Origin of the sequence: Anabaena sp. CA = ATCC 33047, assembly GCF_963870205.1 — a bacterium.
Lineage (GTDB): Bacteria > Cyanobacteriota > Cyanobacteriia > Cyanobacteriales > Nostocaceae > Trichormus.
This window is the reverse complement of the sequence record NZ_CAWMSA010000018.1, coordinates 28,863-51,087: the sequence shown is the minus strand read 5'-3', so window position 1 is coordinate 51,087 and position 22,225 is coordinate 28,863. Positions and strand designations below refer to the sequence as shown.

General features: G+C 41.1%; 18 protein-coding genes and 1 CRISPR repeat array. Of the genes, 7 read left to right on the top strand and 11 right to left on the bottom strand.

The genetic code is table 11. The features are described from left to right. Window positions 1-219: 219 nt before the first annotated feature. From AACS98_RS05090 to AACS98_RS05055, 8 genes are all read right to left on the bottom strand, one after another. Window positions 220-978 (bottom strand): HEAT repeat domain-containing protein, encoded by a 759-nt coding sequence (locus tag AACS98_RS05090; protein WP_066377009.1) that lies wholly within the window; start codon window positions 976-978, stop codon window positions 220-222. Between the two features lie 245 nt (window positions 979-1,223). Continuing rightward, window positions 1,224-1,667: a GNAT family N-acetyltransferase gene (locus AACS98_RS05085; protein WP_066377008.1), complete on the bottom strand. Its 444-nt coding sequence runs from the start codon at window positions 1,665-1,667 to the stop codon at window positions 1,224-1,226. A gap of 275 nt (window positions 1,668-1,942) precedes the next feature. Further along, a complete protein-coding gene (locus AACS98_RS05080) occupies window positions 1,943-2,113 on the bottom strand; it encodes a hypothetical protein (protein ID WP_197480195.1) in 171 nt (56 codons plus the stop codon). Window positions 2,114-2,217: 104 nt separating this feature from the next. Continuing rightward, complete coding sequence (locus AACS98_RS05075; protein WP_066377006.1) at window positions 2,218-2,640, bottom strand: hypothetical protein; 423 nt, start codon at window positions 2,638-2,640, stop codon at window positions 2,218-2,220. Then, window positions 2,625-3,917, bottom strand: coding sequence for an AmpG family muropeptide MFS transporter (locus tag AACS98_RS05070; protein WP_066377004.1), 1,293 nt, complete (start codon window positions 3,915-3,917; stop codon window positions 2,625-2,627). The genes AACS98_RS05075 and AACS98_RS05070 overlap by 16 nt, the downstream gene beginning before the upstream one ends. A 208-nt stretch (window positions 3,918-4,125) precedes the next feature. Further along, window positions 4,126-5,574 (bottom strand): DNA phosphorothioation-associated putative methyltransferase, encoded by a 1,449-nt coding sequence (locus AACS98_RS05065; RefSeq protein ID WP_066377002.1) that lies wholly within the window; start codon window positions 5,572-5,574, stop codon window positions 4,126-4,128. 74 nt (window positions 5,575-5,648) lie between these two features. Then, window positions 5,649-6,035, bottom strand: a complete 387-nt coding sequence (dndE, locus tag AACS98_RS05060; protein WP_066377001.1) for a DNA sulfur modification protein DndE — start codon at window positions 6,033-6,035, stop codon at window positions 5,649-5,651. 183 nt (window positions 6,036-6,218) lie between these two features. Then, a complete protein-coding gene (locus AACS98_RS05055; protein WP_066377000.1) occupies window positions 6,219-6,767 on the bottom strand; it encodes a GerMN domain-containing protein in 549 nt (182 codons plus the stop codon). Window positions 6,768-6,916: 149 nt separating this feature from the next. On the opposite strand from AACS98_RS05055, the gene AACS98_RS05050 reads away from it, so the two are divergent. The 4 genes from AACS98_RS05050 to AACS98_RS05035 all read left to right on the top strand — a co-directional run bounded on the left by AACS98_RS05050 (window position 6,917) and on the right by AACS98_RS05035 (window position 12,158). Next, a complete protein-coding gene (locus AACS98_RS05050) occupies window positions 6,917-9,478 on the top strand; it encodes a PAS domain-containing sensor histidine kinase (RefSeq protein WP_066376999.1) in 2,562 nt (853 codons plus the stop codon). Between the two features lie 364 nt (window positions 9,479-9,842). Next, window positions 9,843-10,667 (top strand): 16S rRNA (adenine(1518)-N(6)/adenine(1519)-N(6))-dimethyltransferase RsmA, encoded by an 825-nt coding sequence (gene rsmA / locus AACS98_RS05045; protein ID WP_066376998.1) that lies wholly within the window; start codon window positions 9,843-9,845, stop codon window positions 10,665-10,667. Window positions 10,668-10,803: 136 nt separating this feature from the next. After that, complete coding sequence (gene ispE, locus AACS98_RS05040) at window positions 10,804-11,748, top strand: 4-(cytidine 5'-diphospho)-2-C-methyl-D-erythritol kinase (protein ID WP_066376997.1); 945 nt, start codon at window positions 10,804-10,806, stop codon at window positions 11,746-11,748. Window positions 11,749-11,831: 83 nt separating this feature from the next. Continuing rightward, window positions 11,832-12,158: a DUF3082 domain-containing protein gene (locus AACS98_RS05035; protein WP_066376996.1), complete on the top strand. Its 327-nt coding sequence runs from the start codon at window positions 11,832-11,834 to the stop codon at window positions 12,156-12,158. 66 nt (window positions 12,159-12,224) lie between these two features. Here AACS98_RS05035 and AACS98_RS05030 read toward each other — a convergent pair whose 3' ends face one another. Further along, window positions 12,225-13,097, bottom strand: coding sequence for a response regulator (locus tag AACS98_RS05030; protein WP_066376990.1), 873 nt, complete (start codon window positions 13,095-13,097; stop codon window positions 12,225-12,227). Window positions 13,098-14,619: 1,522 nt separating this feature from the next. On the opposite strand from AACS98_RS05030, the gene AACS98_RS05025 reads away from it, so the two are divergent. The 3 genes from AACS98_RS05025 (at window position 14,620) to AACS98_RS05015 (ending at window position 18,638) form a co-directional block, all read left to right on the top strand. Then, window positions 14,620-16,800, top strand: coding sequence for an anthranilate synthase (locus AACS98_RS05025; protein WP_066376984.1), 2,181 nt, complete (start codon window positions 14,620-14,622; stop codon window positions 16,798-16,800). Window positions 16,801-17,065: 265 nt separating this feature from the next. After that, complete coding sequence (locus AACS98_RS05020) at window positions 17,066-17,356, top strand: HetP family heterocyst commitment protein (protein ID WP_066376980.1); 291 nt, start codon at window positions 17,066-17,068, stop codon at window positions 17,354-17,356. A 382-nt stretch (window positions 17,357-17,738) separates the two neighbouring features. Next, complete coding sequence (locus AACS98_RS05015; protein WP_084386875.1) at window positions 17,739-18,638, top strand: indole-3-glycerol phosphate synthase TrpC; 900 nt, start codon at window positions 17,739-17,741, stop codon at window positions 18,636-18,638. 248 nt (window positions 18,639-18,886) lie between these two features. After that, a CRISPR array of direct repeats spans window positions 18,887-20,688; the repeat unit is 37 nt; unit sequence GTTTCAATCCCTAATAGGGATTAGTTGAAATTTCAAC. Window positions 20,689-20,914: 226 nt separating this feature from the next. Here the strand turns inward: AACS98_RS05015 and cas2 are convergent. Both cas2 and cas1d read right to left on the bottom strand, forming a co-directional pair. Continuing rightward, complete coding sequence (cas2, locus tag AACS98_RS05010) at window positions 20,915-21,205, bottom strand: CRISPR-associated endonuclease Cas2 (protein ID WP_082803793.1); 291 nt, start codon at window positions 21,203-21,205, stop codon at window positions 20,915-20,917. Window positions 21,206-21,215: 10 nt separating this feature from the next. After that, on the bottom strand, window positions 21,216-22,220 hold the full coding sequence (gene cas1d / locus AACS98_RS05005; protein WP_066376976.1) for a type I-D CRISPR-associated endonuclease Cas1d: 1,005 nt from the start codon (window positions 22,218-22,220) through the stop codon (window positions 21,216-21,218). Window positions 22,221-22,225: the final 5 nt, after the last annotated feature.

Here is a 22,225-nt window from a genome sequence, read left to right as displayed (position 1 = left end):
CGGTTCTGATCGCCTCATCTATAGCTGCGTATTGAGTTGTTTTCCCTTTGACTTTAAACTCTAAAACTCTCATTGACGTGGAAAACATCTACGGCATTTATCCTAATACAAACAAAGCCGCCCTGCAAGGGCGGGGCTTGTATCCCATTCCTTTGGTCAATTGATTGGTACCCAATCCCCAGTAACCAATCCCCAATCCCTTCTAGTTGCCGGTAGCTTCTAAAACCAGCCTTCCTGTTCTAAGGTTTCAATCAGTTGTAAGCCACGAGGATCGCCTACGCCTAAGAGTGAGGCTTTAGCATCTTCGCGCACGCCTAAGTCTTTGTCTTCTGCAAAGGACTGAATCAAGGCATCAATTGCTGTGGCATAAACTACGTTAGAAGGTAGCTCTTTACACAGTTGTCCTATTGCCCAAGCACTGTTGCTTCTGACTGCGGCTACTGGATCTTGGACTAAGGCTTCAATGAGGGGGGGTATTGCGCCTAATACTGCTTCATAACTAACTTCTGCCATTTGTGCTAAGGCACTAGCAGACCAAAGGCGCACGGCGGAGATATCAGTTCTTAAGGCATCTGCTAGGGGTGCTAAACCACGGCGATCGCGACAGTTTCCTAATGCCCAGACTACGCCTTTACGTACATAGCCGTTCCAGTCTTGATTTAACTGGGTAATTAATGGTTCTACAGCATCTGGGCTAGGATTGCGCCCAATTCCATAGGCTGCACTCACCCGCACTAAGGGACAGGTATCAGTCAATAAGCGAATTAAATGGGGTGTGGCACGTTGGTCTTCTATGTCGCAAAAAGCGCGAGCAGCTAGCATCCTTTGCGGTGGTTGGGTATGTTCCAAAAGTGCTAGCATCTCGTCTGGGTCAGGTTTTGCTAATTCTGACTCAGCCGTGATTGGTTCTATTTTATCTAAGGGGCTTTCTAATTCTTCCTCGACATCGAGTAGGCTTAGTTCTTCTTCGTCATACATAATTTATCTTATATACCGGAGTGCTATTTATATGTAACCTCCGTACTCATCTATTAAAGCTTTATTTTTATTGATTAAACCATTGTACACCTAAAATACACGGGAGCGCAGGGAGATGAGGGAGTGGGGGAGATGAGGGTGTGGGGGAAGATGAGGGAGTGGGGGAAGATGAGGGAGTGGGGGAGATGAGAGAGTGGGGGAGATGAGGGAGTGGGGGAGAAAAACTAATGACTAATGACTAATGACTAATGACTATCAAGTTTTTTTAACATCCAGAGGGATTGGGTTTGATAACCTAGGTGATTGTAGAGGTTTAAGGCGGCTTGGTTGGACTGAAATACTTGCAATCCGATTTGGCGATCGCCTCTTTGAATTGCCCAATTTTCTACATAGCGCATCAAGGCTGTACCAATACCTCGCCGTCGATGTTCTGGAACGACGTAAAGTAAAAAAATATGCGGATGACGGTTGCCACTAACTTGATCGATGGCATTCCCCACCCAGACACAGGCGATGGGAGATGAGGGTGATGATTTTGTCTGTTCTTCTTGGCTTCCCTGTTCCTCTACGCCTTCGCCTAAAAACTCTACCCACCATAGGGGGGTATCTTTGGAAAAGTATTGCTCAACGGTTCTAGCTAGATGGGCAAAGTCTTGTGTGGGAAATAAGTCTTGGTAGGTGCGCTGCATAAATTTGACTAGCAGCGATCGCTCTAACGTAGAACCGCGACGTATGTAGTAGCCCGGTATTAACAGTTCAAAATGCAAAATTTTAGTTATGAGTTATGAGTCATTAGTCATTAGTCATTAGTCATTAGTCATTAGTCATTAGTTATTAGTCATTAGTCATTAGTTTTTCTCCCCCACTCCCTCATCTCCCCCACTCCCTCATCTCCCCCACTCCCTCATCTCCCCCACTCCCTCATCTCCCCCACTCCCTTATCTCCCCCACTCCCTCATCTCCCTCATCCCCAAATTCCCAATCCCAATTCCCCATTCACCATTCCCACCTCTTCAATAGGTGCTGGTGCTGCCATGTCAGAGGGTAAAAATATCCTCGCGCTGACTGCTACTAGAGCGAGGATGAATACTAATACAACAAGTAAAGGAGCGATGTACTGACGAAAGATAGCCATAATTTTAGTTGCGATCGCTTCAGGTTTGTCACCAAACCCAAGCTTAAGTTTTGTAAATTTTCTTTGACTTATTTTAGCAACTTTTGAGCATTACTAACTCAGGCTTATCTAGTATCACGGTCTAAGTCATCAAGAACTCGCTCGCTGTACCAATTTTCTGGCATTCCTGGATATTTCTGTTTAGCTTGCTCAATTAAGCGTTCTGCGGCGGCTACATCACCTGATAACCTAGCAATCAGTTGGTTTTTGAGATAGTCTTCTTCAGTTTCCGGTACATCTTCATGAATGGGCTGATTAACTGGTTGCGAACTTGGTTCTCGCAATACTTGGGTTTGTTGCCGCTTTAACTGCCAGAACAACACGTAGTAGAGTGTACCAAAAATTAAAATTAAGCTCAGTGTTCCGAACAAAGTTAGCAGGTTAAAGGCTAAATAACCTAAAACTAATTGTGAAAGAACGTAGCCAAGTAACAACCCGGTGAATAAAAGAATAAATGTACCAATAAGAATTATTACTTGGTTTCCCATAAATCCTCATCTTCTGGTTCAAGTCCTGGTCGAGAAACTGCCACTGGTTTTGGATTCCAGGGGGCAAAAAATGGTAATAACAGCAGTCCTGGGACTGCGGCTACAATACTAATCACGAAAAATAAAGGCCAACCCGTACTTTTTGCTAGTGAACCAGCAGGAGCAACCAAAATGTCACGACTGACAGCCATGAAACTGGAGAGTAAAGCATACTGAGTAGCGGAAAAGCGTTGATTACACAAGCTCATTAAAAAGCCAACAAAGGCGGCTGTGCCTAATCCGGCGCAAAAGTTTTCAATGTTAATGGTTAACACTAGCACTTGGTAATTTTTACCCACTTGAGCTAGTAATAAGTAAGCTAAGTTACTCACTGCTTGTAGTCCACCAAACAACCAAAGTGAGCGATTGAGTCCAATTTTACTCAAAACTGCTCCCCCTGCTAGAGTACCAACAATAGTAGCAATTAGTCCCATGCCTCCTTGAATTGCACCAATGTCGGTTTGAGTGAATCCAGTTTGTAGCAGGAAGGGTGTGGACATATTGTTAACTAAGGCATCGCCTAGTTTATACAGGACGATGAACAGCAAAGTTGACACGGCATAAACTACACCTTGGCGTTGAAAAAATTCCCCAAAGGGCAAGATGACGGCGGCGGCTAAAGATTCCGGTGGTCGAGTATCTTCGGGTTCTGGTGCAAATAAAGTTCCCATGATACCGATGATCATGGTACCTGCCATCAATAAATATACTGATGACCAAGGGATATTATCAGCTAATATTAATGCTAGAGAGCCTGTGAGCAATAAAGCAATGCGATAACCTAACACAAAGACGGCAGCACCCGCACCCAATTCTGGTTTATCTAACACGTCGGTGCGGTAAGCGTCGGCGGCGATGTCTTGGGTGGCACTGAAAAATGCGATCGCTACGGCGTTGATGGCTAAAAATTGTAGTGCTTGTTTGGGTTGTTGCCCAGCCATACAGGCGATCGCTATGATTAACCCAATTTGCAATGTAATTAACCAACCGCGCCTTCTGCCCAAATACGGGAGTTTTAACCAGTCTAACAAAGGCGACCACAGAAATTTTAAGGAATAAGGTAATCCTACTAAGCTAAATAAACCAATGGCTGTTAAATCAACCTTTTCGACAGTCATCCAAGCTTGCAAGGTTTTACTGGTTAAAAACAACGGCAACCCAGACGAAAAACCGAGTAATAGTAAAGCTGCCATCTTGCGACTACCAAAAACTTGCAGTAGCGATCGCACTTGATTCATCATTCCTCACATTCCTGTTATGAATTTCATTTATCTTGCCACCATTCGCTCAACATAAATATTTTTTTCTGGAAAAATGGCACAAGTCAGCAAGTATAAAGCACTATAAAAGTGAATGTGAACAACTTAATTTTTTTTTACTTTTTGTTACTAATTGCTTAATTTATACGCATCAAATCAAACTGCATTGACTAATTTTTTAACTTATTTATATTTGATAAACTTCATGTCCCCTAATTTCTACACCGTGAGCAGCCAGACATTTTTGCCAACCTTCACGAGTACCTATCTCACTTTTCTGTTTGAGTAGTCCTAATTCCTGTTCTTGTTGGGTGAGTTTGGCAAATTGTTCATACAGAGGATAGTTAGCTGTCACAAAGGTTTCTTTGCGATGCAGTACGGGAGGGTTTGCCCTGTTACTATAATCTCGGTGCGTGACATACAAAGTTTTTAAGTCAATATTTATACTTGCTGTTAGGGCGGGATGGGGGTCTGTGTCGAATTCTGGGTAAAATAAATAGGAGATTTGCGGTTTGTCAGTGTAATATTTAATTAAAGTAGCACCATCAACCCGTCCAATGGTGCGGCTAGCACAACCTTCGTAAATGCGTAGTAAGGGGTCAAGAGCAGCTAAAGCAGAAATATGGACGTAAAGCGCACCGCGCGTATGTTTACCAATTTTGCTTTTCTCACAGGCGGTTTTGACAACTCCTGGTTTACCTAGACTAAATAATTTTTGATCAGCGACTTCACAAGCTTCCTCATAGCTACCGAAAAAGGCTTTGATATCGTGGCGCATTTCGGCTGGGAGTTGGGAAAATCGGGGACGTTGATCAAAGTGGGTGAGGGCGAGGTAAACTTGAATATCTAAAGAACGACGGTAGGCGATCGCATCCCATTCAGCTTCGTCGGTAGCTTGTAAAATCACATTAAAGGCACGACGGTAATTAGCAAATTCTGTCAGTATTTCCGCTTCTGTTTCCAGTTCACCTTTGACGGGTAATCTACCACGATGGGTGAAAAACTGCATGAGAGGTTGTAGTAGTTCTTGGTAATCCTCAAACCGCTTGGTAGGAATGCGGATGCGCGGTGTGGAGGTGCGAGAAAAGAAGCGGATGGCTTTAAAACTTTCTTTTGCCGTTTCATCTCGAAATACAAAGTAGACACCCAATGCCACTGGTACGGCATCTACATTTAAAACTTCATCAATATATTGTTTGAGTTCTTCTTGTTCGTAATACTTTTGAAAAGTATTGCGTTTAGTCACAATACCATCACTGTAAGCCAGTTGGGCTTTACTGGGAGCGTTAATTAAGACTTGAGCCGCAACGATTAAAACTTTGCGGGTGAGTTCCCAAGCTTGGATAAGACTTTGACGGCGTTCTTCAATATCTTCAATTACATTGAGAACATAACCCAAATTCACCACATCAGCAGCAGTGATAGTTTCATCCGGGTAGTAGTAAGGATCCCAACCTCCGCTAGTGTAGCCGAGGTTAGCTACACGCTGCACATCCCCACCATAGCCACAACCGTAGTCAAAAAAACTGGTGTCTTGGTTGAGGATTGCCGATTCTATAGCCAATCTTACAGGGCGAGAGATTTCATTGCGAGCGATCGCAGCTCTGTGACGCTCAATTTCTAGCGTTTCAGACATAATCATTAATCAATAGTCAGTAGAGACTTTGCATGCAACGTCTCTACAAGTCCCTCATTTCCCTCATTATGGTTTCAATTTTTGACCACTAAGGCAATTAAATCTTCAATTTTCTTGATATTTGGATCACCAGCTAAGTAACCGATACCACGATGTAAATGCAAGCGGAATTGAGTAGTGAGGGTGTCTTTATCAGTGGGATAACCATCATTATGACAGCGTTGTTTGAGGGCGAGCAGAAGAATATCAGACATTTCGCCACCAAAGACACGCCAACTCATTTCTACGTTGCTATCTTGAGGAATGGGTACTGGTGAGGGTGGGGTAGCTTCGGCAAGGGAACGACAAAATGCCCAACGACAAAGGATATTCCATTGATCAATTTTAGTGCTGCGTTTCAGCTTGAGGAGTTGCTCTTTAGCTGTTTGGGAAAGTTTGATGCGTTCAATAGGTGATTCCATAAAATTAGGCTGAGTTTCCTAATTTAGTATGAGCGATCGCCGCCAGCATTTGAATCACTTACAGGGGAGTGGGGGGAGTGGGGGAAGCAGGGGAAGCAGGGGAGGCAGGGGAGGCAGGGGAGAGAAACTAATAACCAATGACTAATGACTAATGACTAATGACTAATGACTAATGACTAATAACTAAAGTATAATTTCTTCGCCTTGTTCCGTGAAGCGAACTTCTTGAATTTTCCATTGAGAGTTACTGGTTAGGGTTTTGCGGAGACTGCCAAATAGGGCAAACTGTTCACAGCTAGAAAGTGAGGTAAATTGACGTTTTGACTGGGGAGAAAGTCGTAAATCAACTGTTGCAATGCCATTTTTGACGTTGACACGATAACCAGACAAACTCAAGTCGGCTGTTTCTTGTTCTTCTATGATTTTGCCGACTGCGCTAGTTACAGACTCTGTTGCTGGCACGGTGACTTTTTGGGGTAATAATTCCTGACACTGCACATCGCTGGTATATAAAGTCACATTTTCTGTTTTACTAGAGGCAGCTTTAGAGGTGTCAGTGGGAGACTGGATATTATTGAGTTTGGCTTCGCGTTGAGTATTATTTTGGGTTGAGGTGGGAGGTGATGCGTTGGGTGTGGTGCTGGTTTCGGGTAGGTTGGAAGTACAACTACTTGCGGCAGCTGCGATCGCTAAAATGATCAACGATAAAAGATATTTGGGATTCATATTCATAAACAAGCTTGTATATCTAGATTTTAACTTCAGTATTTTTTAGATAATTTTTATATAACGTTGAAGGGAAAATCATCTTGTTGTGGTTGGCTAGAGATTGGGAAACATAAATAGTAACGCATTCCCCAAGCATAGACAGTAGCGCAACTATGGCCGAGCATCTGATAGAAATAAGTAGAAATACTTATGAAGCTTTACAGCAAGAGTTAAGAGAACTGCGCCAATTAGTGGCAAATAGCAAGCAGAAATCTAGCCAGGAACAGATAGGGTTATTTATTGAATATACTCCGGCGGCGATCGCAGTTTTTGACCGTCAAATGCGCTACTTGCTAGCTAGTCAGCGTTGGCGAGAAGATTACGGTTTAGGAAATCAAGATATCATTGGTCGTTCTCACTATGAAATTTTCCCAGAAATCCCCCAATCTTGGCGGGAAATTCATCAACGCTGTTTGTGTGGAAACATTGAAAGATGTGACGAAGACACCTTTATCCGCGCCGATGGTACAACTGATTGGGTGAAATGGGAAATACATCCTTGGTATGAAAATTCTGGCGAAGTGGGCGGTATCATCATGTTTACCGAGGTGATTACCAATCGCAAACAGGCAGAGATAGCTTTAGCCAACAGTGAAAGGCGTTTGCGGGATATCGCCAGTAATTTACCAGGAGCGATTTTTCAATTTACCAATCGTCATGGTGTCTGGCAAGTAGACTACATCAGCGATTTTATTGAGGAACTGGCAGGAATCACCGCAAAAGACATGATAGAGGATTGTAGCTGTTTTTTCGACCTGATTCATTCAGAAGACTGGGAGAGTTTTGTAATTTCAGTTAACCAAGCTGTAGAAAATGCTACCCCTTGGCACTATGAAGGCCGTTTAATCAAGCCTAATGGCGAAATTCGCTGGTGGCAAGGAGACTCAACCCCTACAGTCAACGAGCAGGGCGAGGTGATATTCTGTGGTGTACTGTTAGATATTACAAATCGCAAACAAGCAGAAGCAGAACTTAAGCGGTTAAATGAGAAATTAGAGGCAAGAGTTGAGGAACGAACAACAGCTTTACTGGAAAGTGAAACACGATTGCAACGATTAGCAGACAATGTACCAGGGATGCTGTATGAATTTCATCTCCAACCGGATGGCACAATGTCATTTCCCTATGTTTCTTCAGGCTGTCGAGAAATTACAGAAAGAGAACCAAAAGAGTTACAAGATAATCCCTCGCTGACTCTGAGTGATGTTCATCCTGATGATATTTCTTATGTACAGGCGGCGATCGCTGACTCTGCCAAAACTTTACATAACTTCGGCAATGAATGGCGCATAATTACCCCCTCCGGTAAGCAGAAATGGATTAAAGCCAATTCTAAACCAGAACGCCGCATCGGAGGGGAAATTGTCTGGTATGGCTATATGCTTGATATCAGCGAAAGAAAAACAGTAGAAGCTCTATTACAAGAGCAAGAGGAGTTTTTACGTAGCATTTATGAGGGTGCTGATCAAATCATATTTGTCGTGGATGTTCTAGAAAACTGCGAATTTCGTTATGCTGGCTGGAATACCACAGCAGAAACAGCATCAGGAATTAATCGAGCAGAGGTTATAGGTAAAGCACCTGAAGATGTGCATGGTATGATTGAAGGTGCAGCAGTGCGTCAACGATACAGAAATTGTGTAGAAACTGGCATTCCTAACAGCTATGAAGAATGTTTAACTATACGCAATCAATCAACTTGGTGGTTAACTAAAATTAATCCTCTGCAAAACAGCGAAGGTAAAATTTATCGACTTGTAGGAACAACATTAAATATTACAGAACGCAAAAAAGCTGAAATTCAGTTGCAACAACAAGCCAAAAGCTTAGAAAACGCTCTCCGTGAATTGCAACGTACACAAACCCAACTGATTCAAAGCGAAAAAATGTCCTCACTGGGTAATATGGTGGCAGGTATTGCCCATGAAATTAACAATCCAGTGAACTTTATTCACGGTAATCTGATTCCGGCTAGTGAATATGCTCACGACTTGTTACACCTAGTGCAACTCTATCAAATTCACTTCCCTTACCCACCAGCAGAAATTCAAGAAGTGTTGATAGATATTGACTTTGAATTTCTCCAAGAAGACTTAGTAAAGCTGCTCACTTCTATGCGTGTAGGAACTCAGCGCATTCGAGAAATTGTCCTATCACTACGTAATTTTTCCCGACTTGATGAAGCAGAATTTAAACAGGTAGATATCCATGAAGGTATTGATAGTACCTTAATGATTTTACAGAATCGTCTGAAATCTAAACCAGGTCATCCAGAAATTTTAGTAATTAAGGAATATGGTAATTTGCCTCTGATTGACTGTTATCCCGGACAGCTTAATCAGGTATTTATGAATATTATTAGTAATGCTATTGATGCGTTGGAAGATTCATTTATAGGTGAACAAGCACAAATTCATATTTGTAGTGAAGTTATTAATAGTAACTGGGTAAGTATTAAAATTGCTGATAATGGTGCGGGTATTCCTGTTGACGTTGTTGACAAATTATTTGACCCTTTTTTCACCACTAAAAGTGTAGGAAAGGGTACAGGTTTAGGCTTATCTATTAGTTATCAAATTGTTGTAGATAGACATGGCGGTAAATTATCTTGTCATTCACAACCCGGACAAGGTGCAGAATTTATGATTGAAATTCCTATTAGTCAGAACAAATAGCGTCAATAGTAATGTAGGTTGGGTTGACGTAAGGAAACCCAACAGATTATGTGGATATGATGGGGAGAATGTTGGGTTGCGCCACGCTTAACCCAACCTACGCCAGATACCACAAAATAGTTTTTTGTCATAATTATTAGGCAAAAAGGTATTAAAACTTTACACTAATAAGTAAGGGACTTCCAGTAAATAAATTATCCAATCTTGTGGGATAAGCTCTCTAGCCCGTCCGGGTTTAAGGGCAGGCAAGATGCCTACCCCACAAGAATTAATTGAATATTTTTTTATTTGGAAGTCCCTAAGAAAAAAGTAAGCATGGGATTTTTTGCTAAACTGCGTAATCTAGATATACTAAGGAAAATTAATGGTACGACCACGTAAGCAGTTTGGTCAACATTGGCTCAAAAGTGACAAGGCTCTCGATGCAATTGTGAAGGCGGCGGAGTGTAATACAAATGACCGGATTCTCGAAATTGGCCCCGGTACAGGTATCCTCACACGGCGTTTACTACCTTTGGTAGAGTCTTTAGTCGCGGTAGAAATTGACCGAGATTTATGTGAGTTATTAGTCAAACAACTAGGTAAGAAGGAAAATTTTATACTGTTACAAGGTGATTTTCTCACCCTAGATTTAGATGCTAATTTGGCAGCTTTCCCGAAATTTCAACAGCCGAACAAAGTTGTGGCTAATATCCCTTACAATATCACAGGGCCGATTATTGAGAAACTCTTGGGAACGATCGCTCACCCTAACCCTCACCCTTTTGATGCCATAGTGTTGTTAATTCAAAAGGAAGTAGCGGAAAGGTTATATGCTCAAGCTGGTTCAAAAGCTTTTGGTGCATTATCTGTCAGGGTGCAGTATTTAGCTGAGTGTGAGTTAATTTGTCATGTTCCCGCAGGTGCATTTTATCCACCGCCAAAAGTAGATTCGGCTGTGGTGCGCTTGCACCCCCGTCAGATGGAAGTTACGGCGCGTGACCCCAAACGACTAGAGAATCTGGTAAAGTTAGGGTTTGGGGCGAAACGCAAAATGCTACGCAATAATTTGCAATCAGTCGTAGACCGCGATCGCCTGAGCCAATTACTGGAACAATTAAATATAAACCCCCAAGCTAGGGCTGAAGAAATCAGCACTCAGCAATGGGTAGAATTAGTAAATTTGTTAGACGTAGGGAATGGGGAGTAATACCAATTCAAAATTCAAAATAGCCTCCGGCAAGGCTTACGCCTACAAAATTCAAAATTAAGAAATGCTGAATTCGGGATAACTGGTATAAAAATTCCCCAGTCCCCAATCCCCAGTCCCTTCCAGTCCCCATATTATGCGTAGTTACAGTTTAATTGCACCTGCCAAAATCAATTTATATCTGGAAATCGTCGGCGATCGCCCTGACGGTTATCATGAGTTAGTGATGATCCTGCAAAGTATCGACCTAGCTGACAGAATTGAATTACGCTCGATTAGTGATGAAACTATCCGAGTTCATTGCAACCATCCCCAAGTACCCACAGATAAAACTAATCTGGTATATCGCGCCGCCGCACTCATGGCAAATAAGTTTCCTGAAGCTGTGGCTAAATATGGCGGTGTAGATATTACAGTTCACAAACATATACCCGTAGCGGCTGGCTTGGCTGGCGGTTCGACTAATGCGGCTGCCGTTTTGGTGGGGATCGATTTATTGTGGAATTTGGGATTAACTAAATCAGAATTAGAAGAATTGGGCGCAATTCTCGGCTCAGATGTTCCCTTTTGCGTGGCTGGTGGTACAGTTATCGCCACAGGTAGAGGAGAAAAACTTTCACCTCTGCCGAGTTTAGATCATATATATATAGTATTGGCTAAATATCGCAGTTTGGAAGTTTCCACCGCTTGGGCTTATAAAACTTATCGCCAGCAGTTTGGTAGTTCCTATCTTCAAGATACCGATGATTTGGCAGCACGAGCCACCGCCGTTCATTCTAGTGCAATGGTGAAAGCTATCTTAGATAAAGATGCCACAGCAATTGCTCAACAACTGCACAATGATTTAGAGCGAGTAGTTTTACCAGCTTATCCCCAAGTGTTGCAACTACGAGAACTCTTTGCAGCCCAAACTGGGGTTTTAGCCACAATGATGTCTGGTTCTGGCCCCTCAGTATTTGCGCTGTGTGAATCATTACAGCAAGCGGAACAAGTTAAGCTACAAATTCGAGAAGCAATTCCCGATGAAGATTTAGAATTGTTCGTAACTCGCACCACTGCACAGGGTATTCATTTAGTGTAGGGAATTGGAAGATGACTTGTAGAGACGTTGCATGCAACGTCTCTACTGACTGACTATTGACTCTTGCCTATTGACTAATAATTATGAATGATCAAAATACAACGCCAAGCACAGATACTACAACACAAGTTCCACCAACGCCGTTACGTTGTGTAACTGGAGCGTTGATTTCTGGTGGCTTGGGTTATGCTTTATATTCTCTGATGATTGCGATCGCTACCACTTTTGCAAAAAAGCCAATTCATTCTGATAACCAATTAGTTGTCAATCTCACCTCTGCTGTTCGTACCTTAGTAGTTGGTATAGTCGCCTTGGGAACAGGAATCTTTGGTATTGTGGCAATTGGTTTATTGGCTTTAGCAATACAGCTATTGTTCCAAAATCTCACTAAGCCTAAAATTCGGGAATAGGAAGCAGGGGAGTGGAGGAAGCGGAGGAAGAAATTATTTCCCAGTCCCCAATCCCCATTCCCCAACTTAACTAACTCCGCTTAAAGGTACACAATTGTGCCATTGAGGGTGAGTATTCTTCAGTGGTAAGTTTGTCTTTTGCAGGTAGTGAGAGGATTGTTGTTGTTGTTTTCTCCAGGCTTTGGGAGGTAAACTGTGATACTGGCGAAACTGTCGAGAAAAATGACAGGCGTTTTGATAACCCAAGGCTGTAGCAATCTGTTCGATAGTCTTATTGGTGTTTTTTAATAACTCACGTGCTGCTGTCATCCGACGTTTGAGAATCCAGCCGTTGACTGTTTCTCCTGTTTCTTTAGCTACTTTATTAGTTAAATAAGCTGCCGAATAACCAACGGCATCGGCTACATCTGATAAAGTAATTCCTTGATGATAGTGCGCTTCAATATAATCAAATACTTCTTGCAGTTGCGGTATGGATGGGAAGATTGACTCTGGTTGTAAAGATAGGGACTCAGAAAGTTGGTGAGATTTGGTTGCATACCAATATCTGAGCAGAGCTTGCTTTTCTAATCGGATTGCGATCGCTTTGAGTAATGCTTCTATCGTAGAGGGTTTCATGATATAATCATCTGCTCCCAACTCCATACCCCTACGAACATCTGCTTGATTATTACTACCTGTGAGAAAAATAAACGGGATAATCGCCGTTAACGGATCTTGGCGTAGTGCCTTCAGAACACTATAACCATCCATATCGGGCATGACAATATCACAAAGTATCAAGTCAGGTAAATATTTTTGTGCAAGTTCAATCCCAACACTACCATTTTCTGCACCTATTGTGTCAAAACCTTCAGCCTCAAGAATATTTAAGAAGAGATAGCGGGTATCGGTTTCATCTTCAACTACGAGGATTGTTTTAGACGATTGGTTCATCATTTTTTTCTCACCAGGTCGTGTGGTCAGGCAATTCTTAACTAAATAGTTCCGAGTTGAAAAAACATTTATTTTACTGCTGGCTTTCTAGTTGTCACAGTTCGTATTCTTACTGGTTCTGTGTAAGCATTTGCTAGTTTATTTTGATGTTAGTCTAATTTTAACAATTTTTTAATCTATTTAGAGATTAGCAGATAAATTTATACTTATTATCAAATTTTGCTAAATATCATTTGAATTTATCTAGCAATGTGAACCAATTAATTTATATCAAACTTGATTATTAATTATTATAATTTTTGCCATCAAATTTTAGAACCTTGCTGATTGTCAAACTAGGTTAATTATGACTGGTTGTTCTCTCCTGTTATGATGCTGGCATTTTCAAATTTATCAACCTCATAAGTCTAATTTTTTCATGTCTATTGATCACGGATTGAACTACATAATCAGTTGCTGAGTCATCTGTCATAAGTAGTAGCTTTATTTTCAACATCTCTCTAAGTATTTATGAATGTCTCTCTCTCTAGAGGTAGAAAATGTTAAGTTTAATTGTGTTAACTAATACACAAGCCTGAGAAAGAGCGTGTTAACACCAAAAAGTTAGAACCGTCATCTGTCTAGCGTAATTGCTTACTAACAGCTTAATAAGATAATATGGACTTGATATTGGCTTGCTAGCAAGGATGAGTATCAGCACAAAATTGCTAAATTTGAAAATTAGTAGACTGTGTGCAGGTATTTTTGATGTTGTTTGTTGGCTTGATAGAAGTCCGATCAGTAAACACCGTAAATATCAACCATCGCCAGATATAAGTTATCCAGCCAAGCTAGGAGGGCATGATCAATAACATAGCTTTTGGCCACTTTGAGATAAACAATACTTGGTTAACAGTCAGAATTGTGGCTAAAATGGCAGACATAATAACCTTGACATTAATTTACATAATTTTTGCTCAATTATTTAGATAATAAATGATTGATTTAGGGGATTTTACTGGTGTTTGCTGGCAAAGATAACAATAAACAATGAAAAATTAGCCAGGAAATAAATGCTCATCAATCAAGCCGAAGTGGTATAATTGGGGGTTGTGTGCAGATTCAGTATCTGAACAATTAAAAGTCCAAGGTAATTTTAAATTAAAGGAACAAAAGAAGAGATAAGTCTAACAAAAAAAACATCATATATCTACTGCCAAAGATTGAGTAATCTAAGCAAAGAAGCTACTTCTGCAAAACGGTTCATTGTTAGGGGCTGGATTAACTAGAAGATGAAAATGCTGCCTAGTTAAATTCACCCCTATTTTCAACACCGCTTTGCTGTTATCTGCTTCCTGTCTGACTGTAGACAGAGTTTTGTGGTAGTTTACCTGTGCTGTAGTGTCAAAATCTTCTTGTTGAGATAGTGAAATTGGCTAGATCGCCCATTACTTGGCGATGTCTCGCAGAACAGGCGATGGGCTACGCCCCCACCAGAAGCGATCGCGCCAGACTCCATCCGACATACAGATAAAAGAACAATCCCATGATTTGCGATTCACTCTCTTACACAACACTTGGTAATATCAGCGTATCTCGCCATATCACCGAGGAGAAGATTGACACGGCACTAGATGACATTCTCTTCCACCTCAATCATGCGCGTGGAGTCTTGCTGACGAGTAGTTACGAATATCCAGGGCGATATAAAAGATGGGCGATCGGCTTTGTCAATCCACCATTGGAACTGACAATAAGGGAGAACAAATTTATCATCTCCGCACTCAACGATCGCGGTCAAGTGTTACTACCAATATTATTGCAACGTTTATCTGCCCACTCACAGATTCAACAACTCAACAGCAATCATCACCAAATCACAGGTTATATCTCACCCACAAAACAGTTCTTTCCAGAAGAAGAACGCAGCAAACAACCATCTGCATTTACCGTTGTCCGTGAAATTATTCAGACTTTCGCCAGCGAAGAAGATGAACATTTAGGGCTGTATGGCGCATTTGGTTACGATTTAGTTTTACAATTTGAACCAATTACCCAACAAATTACCCGTCCCAACCACCAACGGGATTTAGTTCTGTATCTACCCGATGAATTAATCGTTGTTGATTACTATCTGCAAAAAGCCTTTCGTCTTCAGTATGACTTTGCCACCAGCCACGGCAACACTGAACATCTACCAAGGACAGGCGAGTATATTGACTACCAGGGTAAACGTCTTCTACCAAAACAAACTGCCGATCATGCTATAGGCGAGTATGCCAAACTCGTAGAAAAGGCTCTCGACTACTTCCGCCAGGGTAAATTATTTGAAGTAGTTCCGAGTCAAAACTTTTTCACCGCCTGTGAACAACCACCCAGTCAACTATTTCAAATCTTAAAACAAATTAATCCTAGCCCTTACGGCTTCCTCTTAAATTTGGGTGGGGAATATTTAATCGGTGCATCACCAGAAATGTTTGTGCGCGTAGATGGTAGACGAGTGGAAACCTGTCCGATTAGTGGCACTATTAGACGTGGTGAAGATGCTTTAGACGATGCGGCCCAAATTCGTCAGTTACTTAACTCACACAAAGATGAAGCTGAGTTAACTATGTGTACTGACGTAGATCGTAATGATAAATCACGGATTTGTCAGCCGGGATCAGTACGGGTAATTGGTCGTCGCCAAATTGAACTCTACAGTCACCTAATTCATACAGTAGACCATGTTGAAGGCTTACTTCGACCGGAATTTGACGCTTTAGATGCTTTTTTAAGTCATACTTGGGCTGTCACAGTCACCGGCGCACCGAAACGAGCCACTATTGAGTTTATTGAACAGCATGAAAAAAGCGCGCGCCGTTGGTATGGCGGAGCAGTCGGCTATTTAAGCTTTAATGGTAATTTGAACACTGGACTCATCCTGCGGACAATTCGCCTACAAGACTGTATTGCTGAAGTGCGAGTTGGTGCCACCGTGCTTTATGACTCGATCCCGCAAGCTGAAGAACAGGAGACAATCACCAAAGCTGCCGCACTGTTTGAAACTATCCGCCGTGCCAAAGCTATCGACGACACAAATCATAGTCTAAATTCCACTGCATCATTTGTGGATGTTGTCCAAAATCAACGTATCCTGCTGATCGACTATGAAGATTCGTTTGTCCACACACTAGCTAATTACATTCGTACTACGGGGGCAACTGTTACTACACTGCGTCATGGTTTTCCTGAATCCCTGTTGGATACAGAACGCCCAGATTTAGTGGTATTATCTCCTGGCCCTGGTAAACCTAGTGATTTCCGCGTCCCTGAGACAGTTAAAGCCCTTGTGCGTCGCCAAATTCCCATTTTTGGTGTTTGTCTGGGATTGCAAGGCATCGTCGAAGCATTTGGCGGGGAATTAGGCATTCTCAATTATCCCCAACATGGTAAACCATCCAGAATTTCTGTGACTGTTCCTGATTCTGTCCTTTTTCAAGGTCTACCATCATCTTTTATTGTCGGTAGGTATCATTCATTGTTTGCCCAACCGCAAACAATACCCAAGGAATTGAAAGTTACAGCAATTTCTGAAGATGAGGTAATTATGGCAATTGAACATCAAACACTGCCCATAGCTGCGGTGCAATTTCATCCAGAATCAATTATGAGTCTAGGAGGAGAGGTTGGTCTCAAAATTATTCACAATGTTCTGCGTTCACATAGCAAAGTTTCGAGTTATTAGTCAATTTTTCATCTGACTATTTTTTCGTTAAATGTTGTCTAATTTCCAGTAATAACAATTTTAGCATTTACTCTCATCAATTCAAATTCATAAATAATGCTTAATTCTAGAGATTTATGTATTTTGAATTCCCAAGTTGTATTAAGCTGGAGATAGACAGGTATTTAAGCATAGTACACATGATGTAAATCATGAATGAACTGTCTTAATACTTCATTTAAAATTTTTGATAATAAGCCACAAAATTACTTCATCAGGGAAAAACATGCTGCAAAAAGACAACAATAACTCTCAACAAGTTAAAAAAATAAATAACGAACAAGTAGAACAAATTATCAAAGCTATTATGGCCGGAAAGTATTCTTGGGCCTGTGTGTTACTACTGCGTTTTTCTGGCTACAATCCTGTAGACTATATTCCCTATCGCACTTATATTCGATTACTTAAAAATAACTATCTCAATGAAAAACCAAAGACAAATCAAACTGATAGTCAAGAAGTTTTTGAGATGAAATCAAACTGGATGCAAAGAAAAAATATAGGGTTAACACACTAAGAGGATATTTGTAAATTTGTGTTAGCATTAGCGTCTTTGCGGGAGAAAGATACTAGAAATCTTTCTCCTAATTTCTCCCCTATAAATAGAGAGACTTTTCCTGAAAAGTCTTTACTTATGCACCCATTCCAGCTAACAAAAATTAGGTTGGAGAAATGTTAATGTTAATCACGATATTTCTCAAGTATCCATTCAGCTTATTTATTGAGTTTGGTTTCTTTAGTGCTGAGTTACCGTAACAACTCAGCACTACTCGTCTACCCCTTGTTAGCCACCTTAGATTTTGCACCAGTAGGTTTATTGCAATGAAAGTACAGCGATGTACATCTGAAAATTCGCTCACAGCCTGATTTTTCGGTTGTCGGCAGTGCATCGCCAGACGATGATTGAACATGGTGCAAGATATCAGCCCCCTAATCCCCTATGGCAGTGTATGATGTATTCATTTAGTAGCAGCACCAAAAATACTATTCGTTTGCAACCTATTCTCAGAGAAGTTTTGTTGCAGAAAAGACAAGAAGTAGCTCAACTACATCAAAAATTGTCTTTAGCTTCTTTGCAACGGCAGTTAACAGCTGCGCCAACGGTGCGGGATTTTTGGACTGCTTTACAGCAGAATCCTCATCAACCCCGGCTGATTGCAGAGATTCAGAAAGCATCACCCAATTATGGAGTAATTCGGGCAGACTATGATCCCATAGCGATCGCTCAAGCTTATGAACGTGGTGGTGCTGCTTGTGTATCCTTAATCACGGAAGCGTCGGTTTTTCAGGGTAGTTATGAAACTTTACGCTTGCTGCGTCGGAATATCTCACTACCCTTATTATGTAAAGACTTTATTATTGATCCCTGCCAAATTTATTTAGCACGTGCAGCCGGGGCAGATGCGGTGTCGCTGATGGCGGCTATCCTGACAGATAGAGAACTACAAGATTTTTTACGCATAATTCATTATTTGGGGATGAATGCTTTAGTCGAGGTGCATAACTTAGCGGAATTGGATCGGGTGTTGCATCTGGATGATATACGCTTAATCTGCATTAATAACCAAAGTTTAGCAGACTGTAGTATTGATATTAGCATTACTCCAACTCTGCTAGCGGCTAGGCGATCGCAGTTACAAGATTTGGGCGTGATGGTAGTCGCGGAATCGGGTTTGTATGCTCGCGCTGATTTATCTTTAGTGGCTGAGGCTGGTGTAAATGCTGTGTTGATAGGTGAGTCTCTGATGAAAGAATCTGATATTGAGCAAGCTGTGCGTAATTTGCTCAAACACAGTTAACTGACTACTAGCAGGATTTTTTTATCTGTTTTCAGGAATTGTTTTCAGTCATCTTGTAGTTGTCTTGACTTATCTCAGCGAAACCTTCTCCCCCTGGTTAGCACAACCAGGGGTTTTATTTTTTTGTCGTTATTGATTCTCTGGTGTTGCTGATTTGAATTATGAATTTGTTTCGCGCAAAGGCGCAAAGGCGCAAAGATTAGTTCAAATTTCAACCCTATAATCTACAGGTTCACCATTGGAATCGCGTTTCAATCCCTAATAGGGATTAGTTGAAATTTCAACACTTAGAGGCATTAGCTAATTACTACGGCTACGAGATACGGGTTTCAATCCCTAATAGGGATTAGTTGAAATTTCAACACGCGCTTCCTACTTGTCCACGAGTATCGCCATTCGTTTCAATCCCTAATAGGGATTAGTTGAAATTTCAACAGCACTGGAAATGCTGATTTTCATGAAAATGAAGTTTCAATCCCTAATAGGGATTAGTTGAAATTTCAACTCTATCTATTCAAATAGAGGAATTAAAATCAAAGGTCAATCAGTTTCAATCCCTAATAGGGATTAGTTGAAATTTCAACGCTTAAATCTATCGTATGTACACGGGGGGGTAAGTTTCAATCCCTAATAGGGATTAGTTGAAATTTCAACCGCAATATTTTTCTTTAGCTTGCTGTTGAAGAGAAGTTACACGTTTCAATCCCTAATAGGGATTAGTTGAAATTTCAACTTCAGCCACCACCCCTTCATCCCCCCGAAAACCAGAAGAGTTTCAATCCCTAATAGGGATTAGTTGAAATTTCAACGAACCCTTGAACACATTACCTCTTTACAGTAAAAGTTTCAATCCCTAATAGGGATTAGTTGAAATTTCAACGCGACAATTGGAGCAAGGGCAAAAAAGTCTGGGTTCAGTTTCAATCCCTAATAGGGATTAGTTGAAATTTCAACGGCTCATTAAAGCCAATTCTTCCAAACTATGAGTTTCAATCCCTAATAGGGATTAGTTGAAATTTCAACTATATTTTTAACCAGGCTTTTACAGCGACTAATGTTTCAATCCCTAATAGGGATTAGTTGAAATTTCAACTCTTAAGATGTCGCACCAAATATCAATCCTATCTGTAGCTTGCGTTTCAATCCCTAATAGGGATTAGTTGAAATTTCAACGGAAGAGTTACAGCGTATCAGGCAAGGAAGTACACACAGTTTCAATCCCTAATAGGGATTAGTTGAAATTTCAACTACTGCTGCCATTGGTAAGTTTGGTTTAGGAGTTTACGTTTCAATCCCTAATAGGGATTAGTTGAAATTTCAACTGGAATACTCCAATTAGTGAAGGTGCGATATATCGTTTCAATCCCTAATAGGGATTAGTTGAAATTTCAACGTTTCCTATACGTGAGACTACTGCTGACTCAATGTATTCTAGTTTCAATCCCTAATAGGGATTAGTTGAAATTTCAACTTGAAGAGTTTGTAATATTTGTAAGAATGCCTCAAAGCCTTACGTTTCAATCCCTAATAGGGATTAGTTGAAATTTCAACTACCAGTCCGAAGCTCAATTTTCCCGTTGTATCTGTTTCAATCCCTAATAGGGATTAGTTGAAATTTCAACAGGTTAGACGCTATTGATGCAGGTAATCAAACTGGTTTCAATCCCTAATAGGGATTAGTTGAAATTTCAACTAATTCTGGGTTGAATTGCCTGGGTAAGTCTTCCGTTTCAATCCCTAATAGGGATTAGTTGAAATTTCAACTTGGGCGATTGGTTGAACTATCGGGTTAAATTCCAGGGGTTTCAATCCCTAATAGGGATTAGTTGAAATTTCAACCAAGAAGCTTCTCTTCAATAGATAGGTCATAATGTTTCAATCCCTAATAGGGATTAGTTGAAATTTCAACTGCCAAGGCTTCTTGTCGCAATACCACCGGAACGTTTCAATCCCTAATAGGGATTAGTTGAAATTTCAACGTAATGTCTGCAATGGATTTTTAGCCTTTACTATGTTTCAATCCCTAATAGGGATTAGTTGAAATTTCAACTGCGGAAGCCCGAAAGCTAAACTGTATAAGGTTTTCAAGGTTCAGATTCGCGGATGGGTCAATTATAACACGAGAAAATGTCAGTTGATTTGAGTGAAATAGCTGAAACCATTACTGGGTAAGGTGCGCGGATGGTTTTAAATTAATTTTTTCGCAAAAGCCTGTAGTGTAAGGGATACAGCCATTTTTCCTGAAAAGCGATTTTGTACACCTACCCATCCGCGCGTTAGGCGAAGAAAATGGTTTCGTCGCGGGGTTGTTCGCCACCTATGCGTTCAATCTTACCAAAGCAGCAAGCACAAAGAAAGTAAAAGCGGATGCTGTCGGTGTCTGGTTTAATCAATTTGTGGAGACGCGATCGCAATTTGGCGTATTCAGTATCAGTAAGCTGGCACTCAAACACACTATACTGTACCCACTGCCCATAGGATTTGAGGATTTTGTGAATTTTAGTGCGGCGGTTGTCCTCTGGGATGTCGTAGGATATAACCACATTAGTTCTTGATTTTTCTTTCACTTCCCTGTTCTTATTTCAAAACTAAAGGTGGATATTTTGCGGTTTCACCCATGAGATATTTCCCTAGTAACCGTGCTTGCATTTCAAACGCTTCTTGATAAGTACATTTGCGCCCCATCACCGGATGTTTAAATTCTGATTGTTTTTTCTGTTGGTATAAGCGTAAAAATGTTTTTCGCCCTTCAGGAGTCAGGTAAACCGCACCGCTTAAGGGTTCGGTGACAAAATCTGAGGTTGACAACAGTTGCTTATTTATGGTGGACAAAACTACTGCGTCTACAACTAAGGGGCGGAATTCTTCCATTAAGTCGAGTGCTAGAGAAGGTCTACCATAGCGATCGCAATGCAGGTATCCTAAATATGGATCAAAACCGACAATATTAATTGCACCTTGCACATCATGGCGTAATAAAGAATAGCCAAAACTCAGTAAAGAATTCACCGGATCAGTTGGCGGACGGCGCAAGCGGTGCGAAAATTCAAAAGCTGGGTTACGAATCATTTGATTAAAACAGCCAAAATAAGCCGCACTACCAGCACCTTCTAAACCCCGCAGAGAGTTGATATTATCTGTACTATCAATCGGTGAAATGGCGTTTTCTAAGTGAGTTATTTTCTTAGATAAATCTATCTCTGGACATTCCCGTTGGCGACGGATGAGAATATTACGGTAATTTTTCAACTTACCACGTACAAAACCTTGCACAACATGAATAGCTTGGGCTGAGTCTCCAGCAGCTTGCCATTGGGCTTTTCGCATAAAAATATTTTTGTTGGCTTCTGGTTCTATGCGTCCTAAATAACGCCCATTTTCTGTGAGAAAAGTTACAGGTATTTTGCGTTCTAGTAGTTCAGAAATTACAGCAGGTGAAACGGTGGCACGTCCTAAAACTACAACTCCATCTATTTTGATTAGTGGGACATCTAAGATGGTTTTTTTCTCATGTTTGACGCTGAGGCGTTCATCAATTTTACCAATGAAGGCATCTTCTTGGGTGATATAAACTGTACCCATGATTT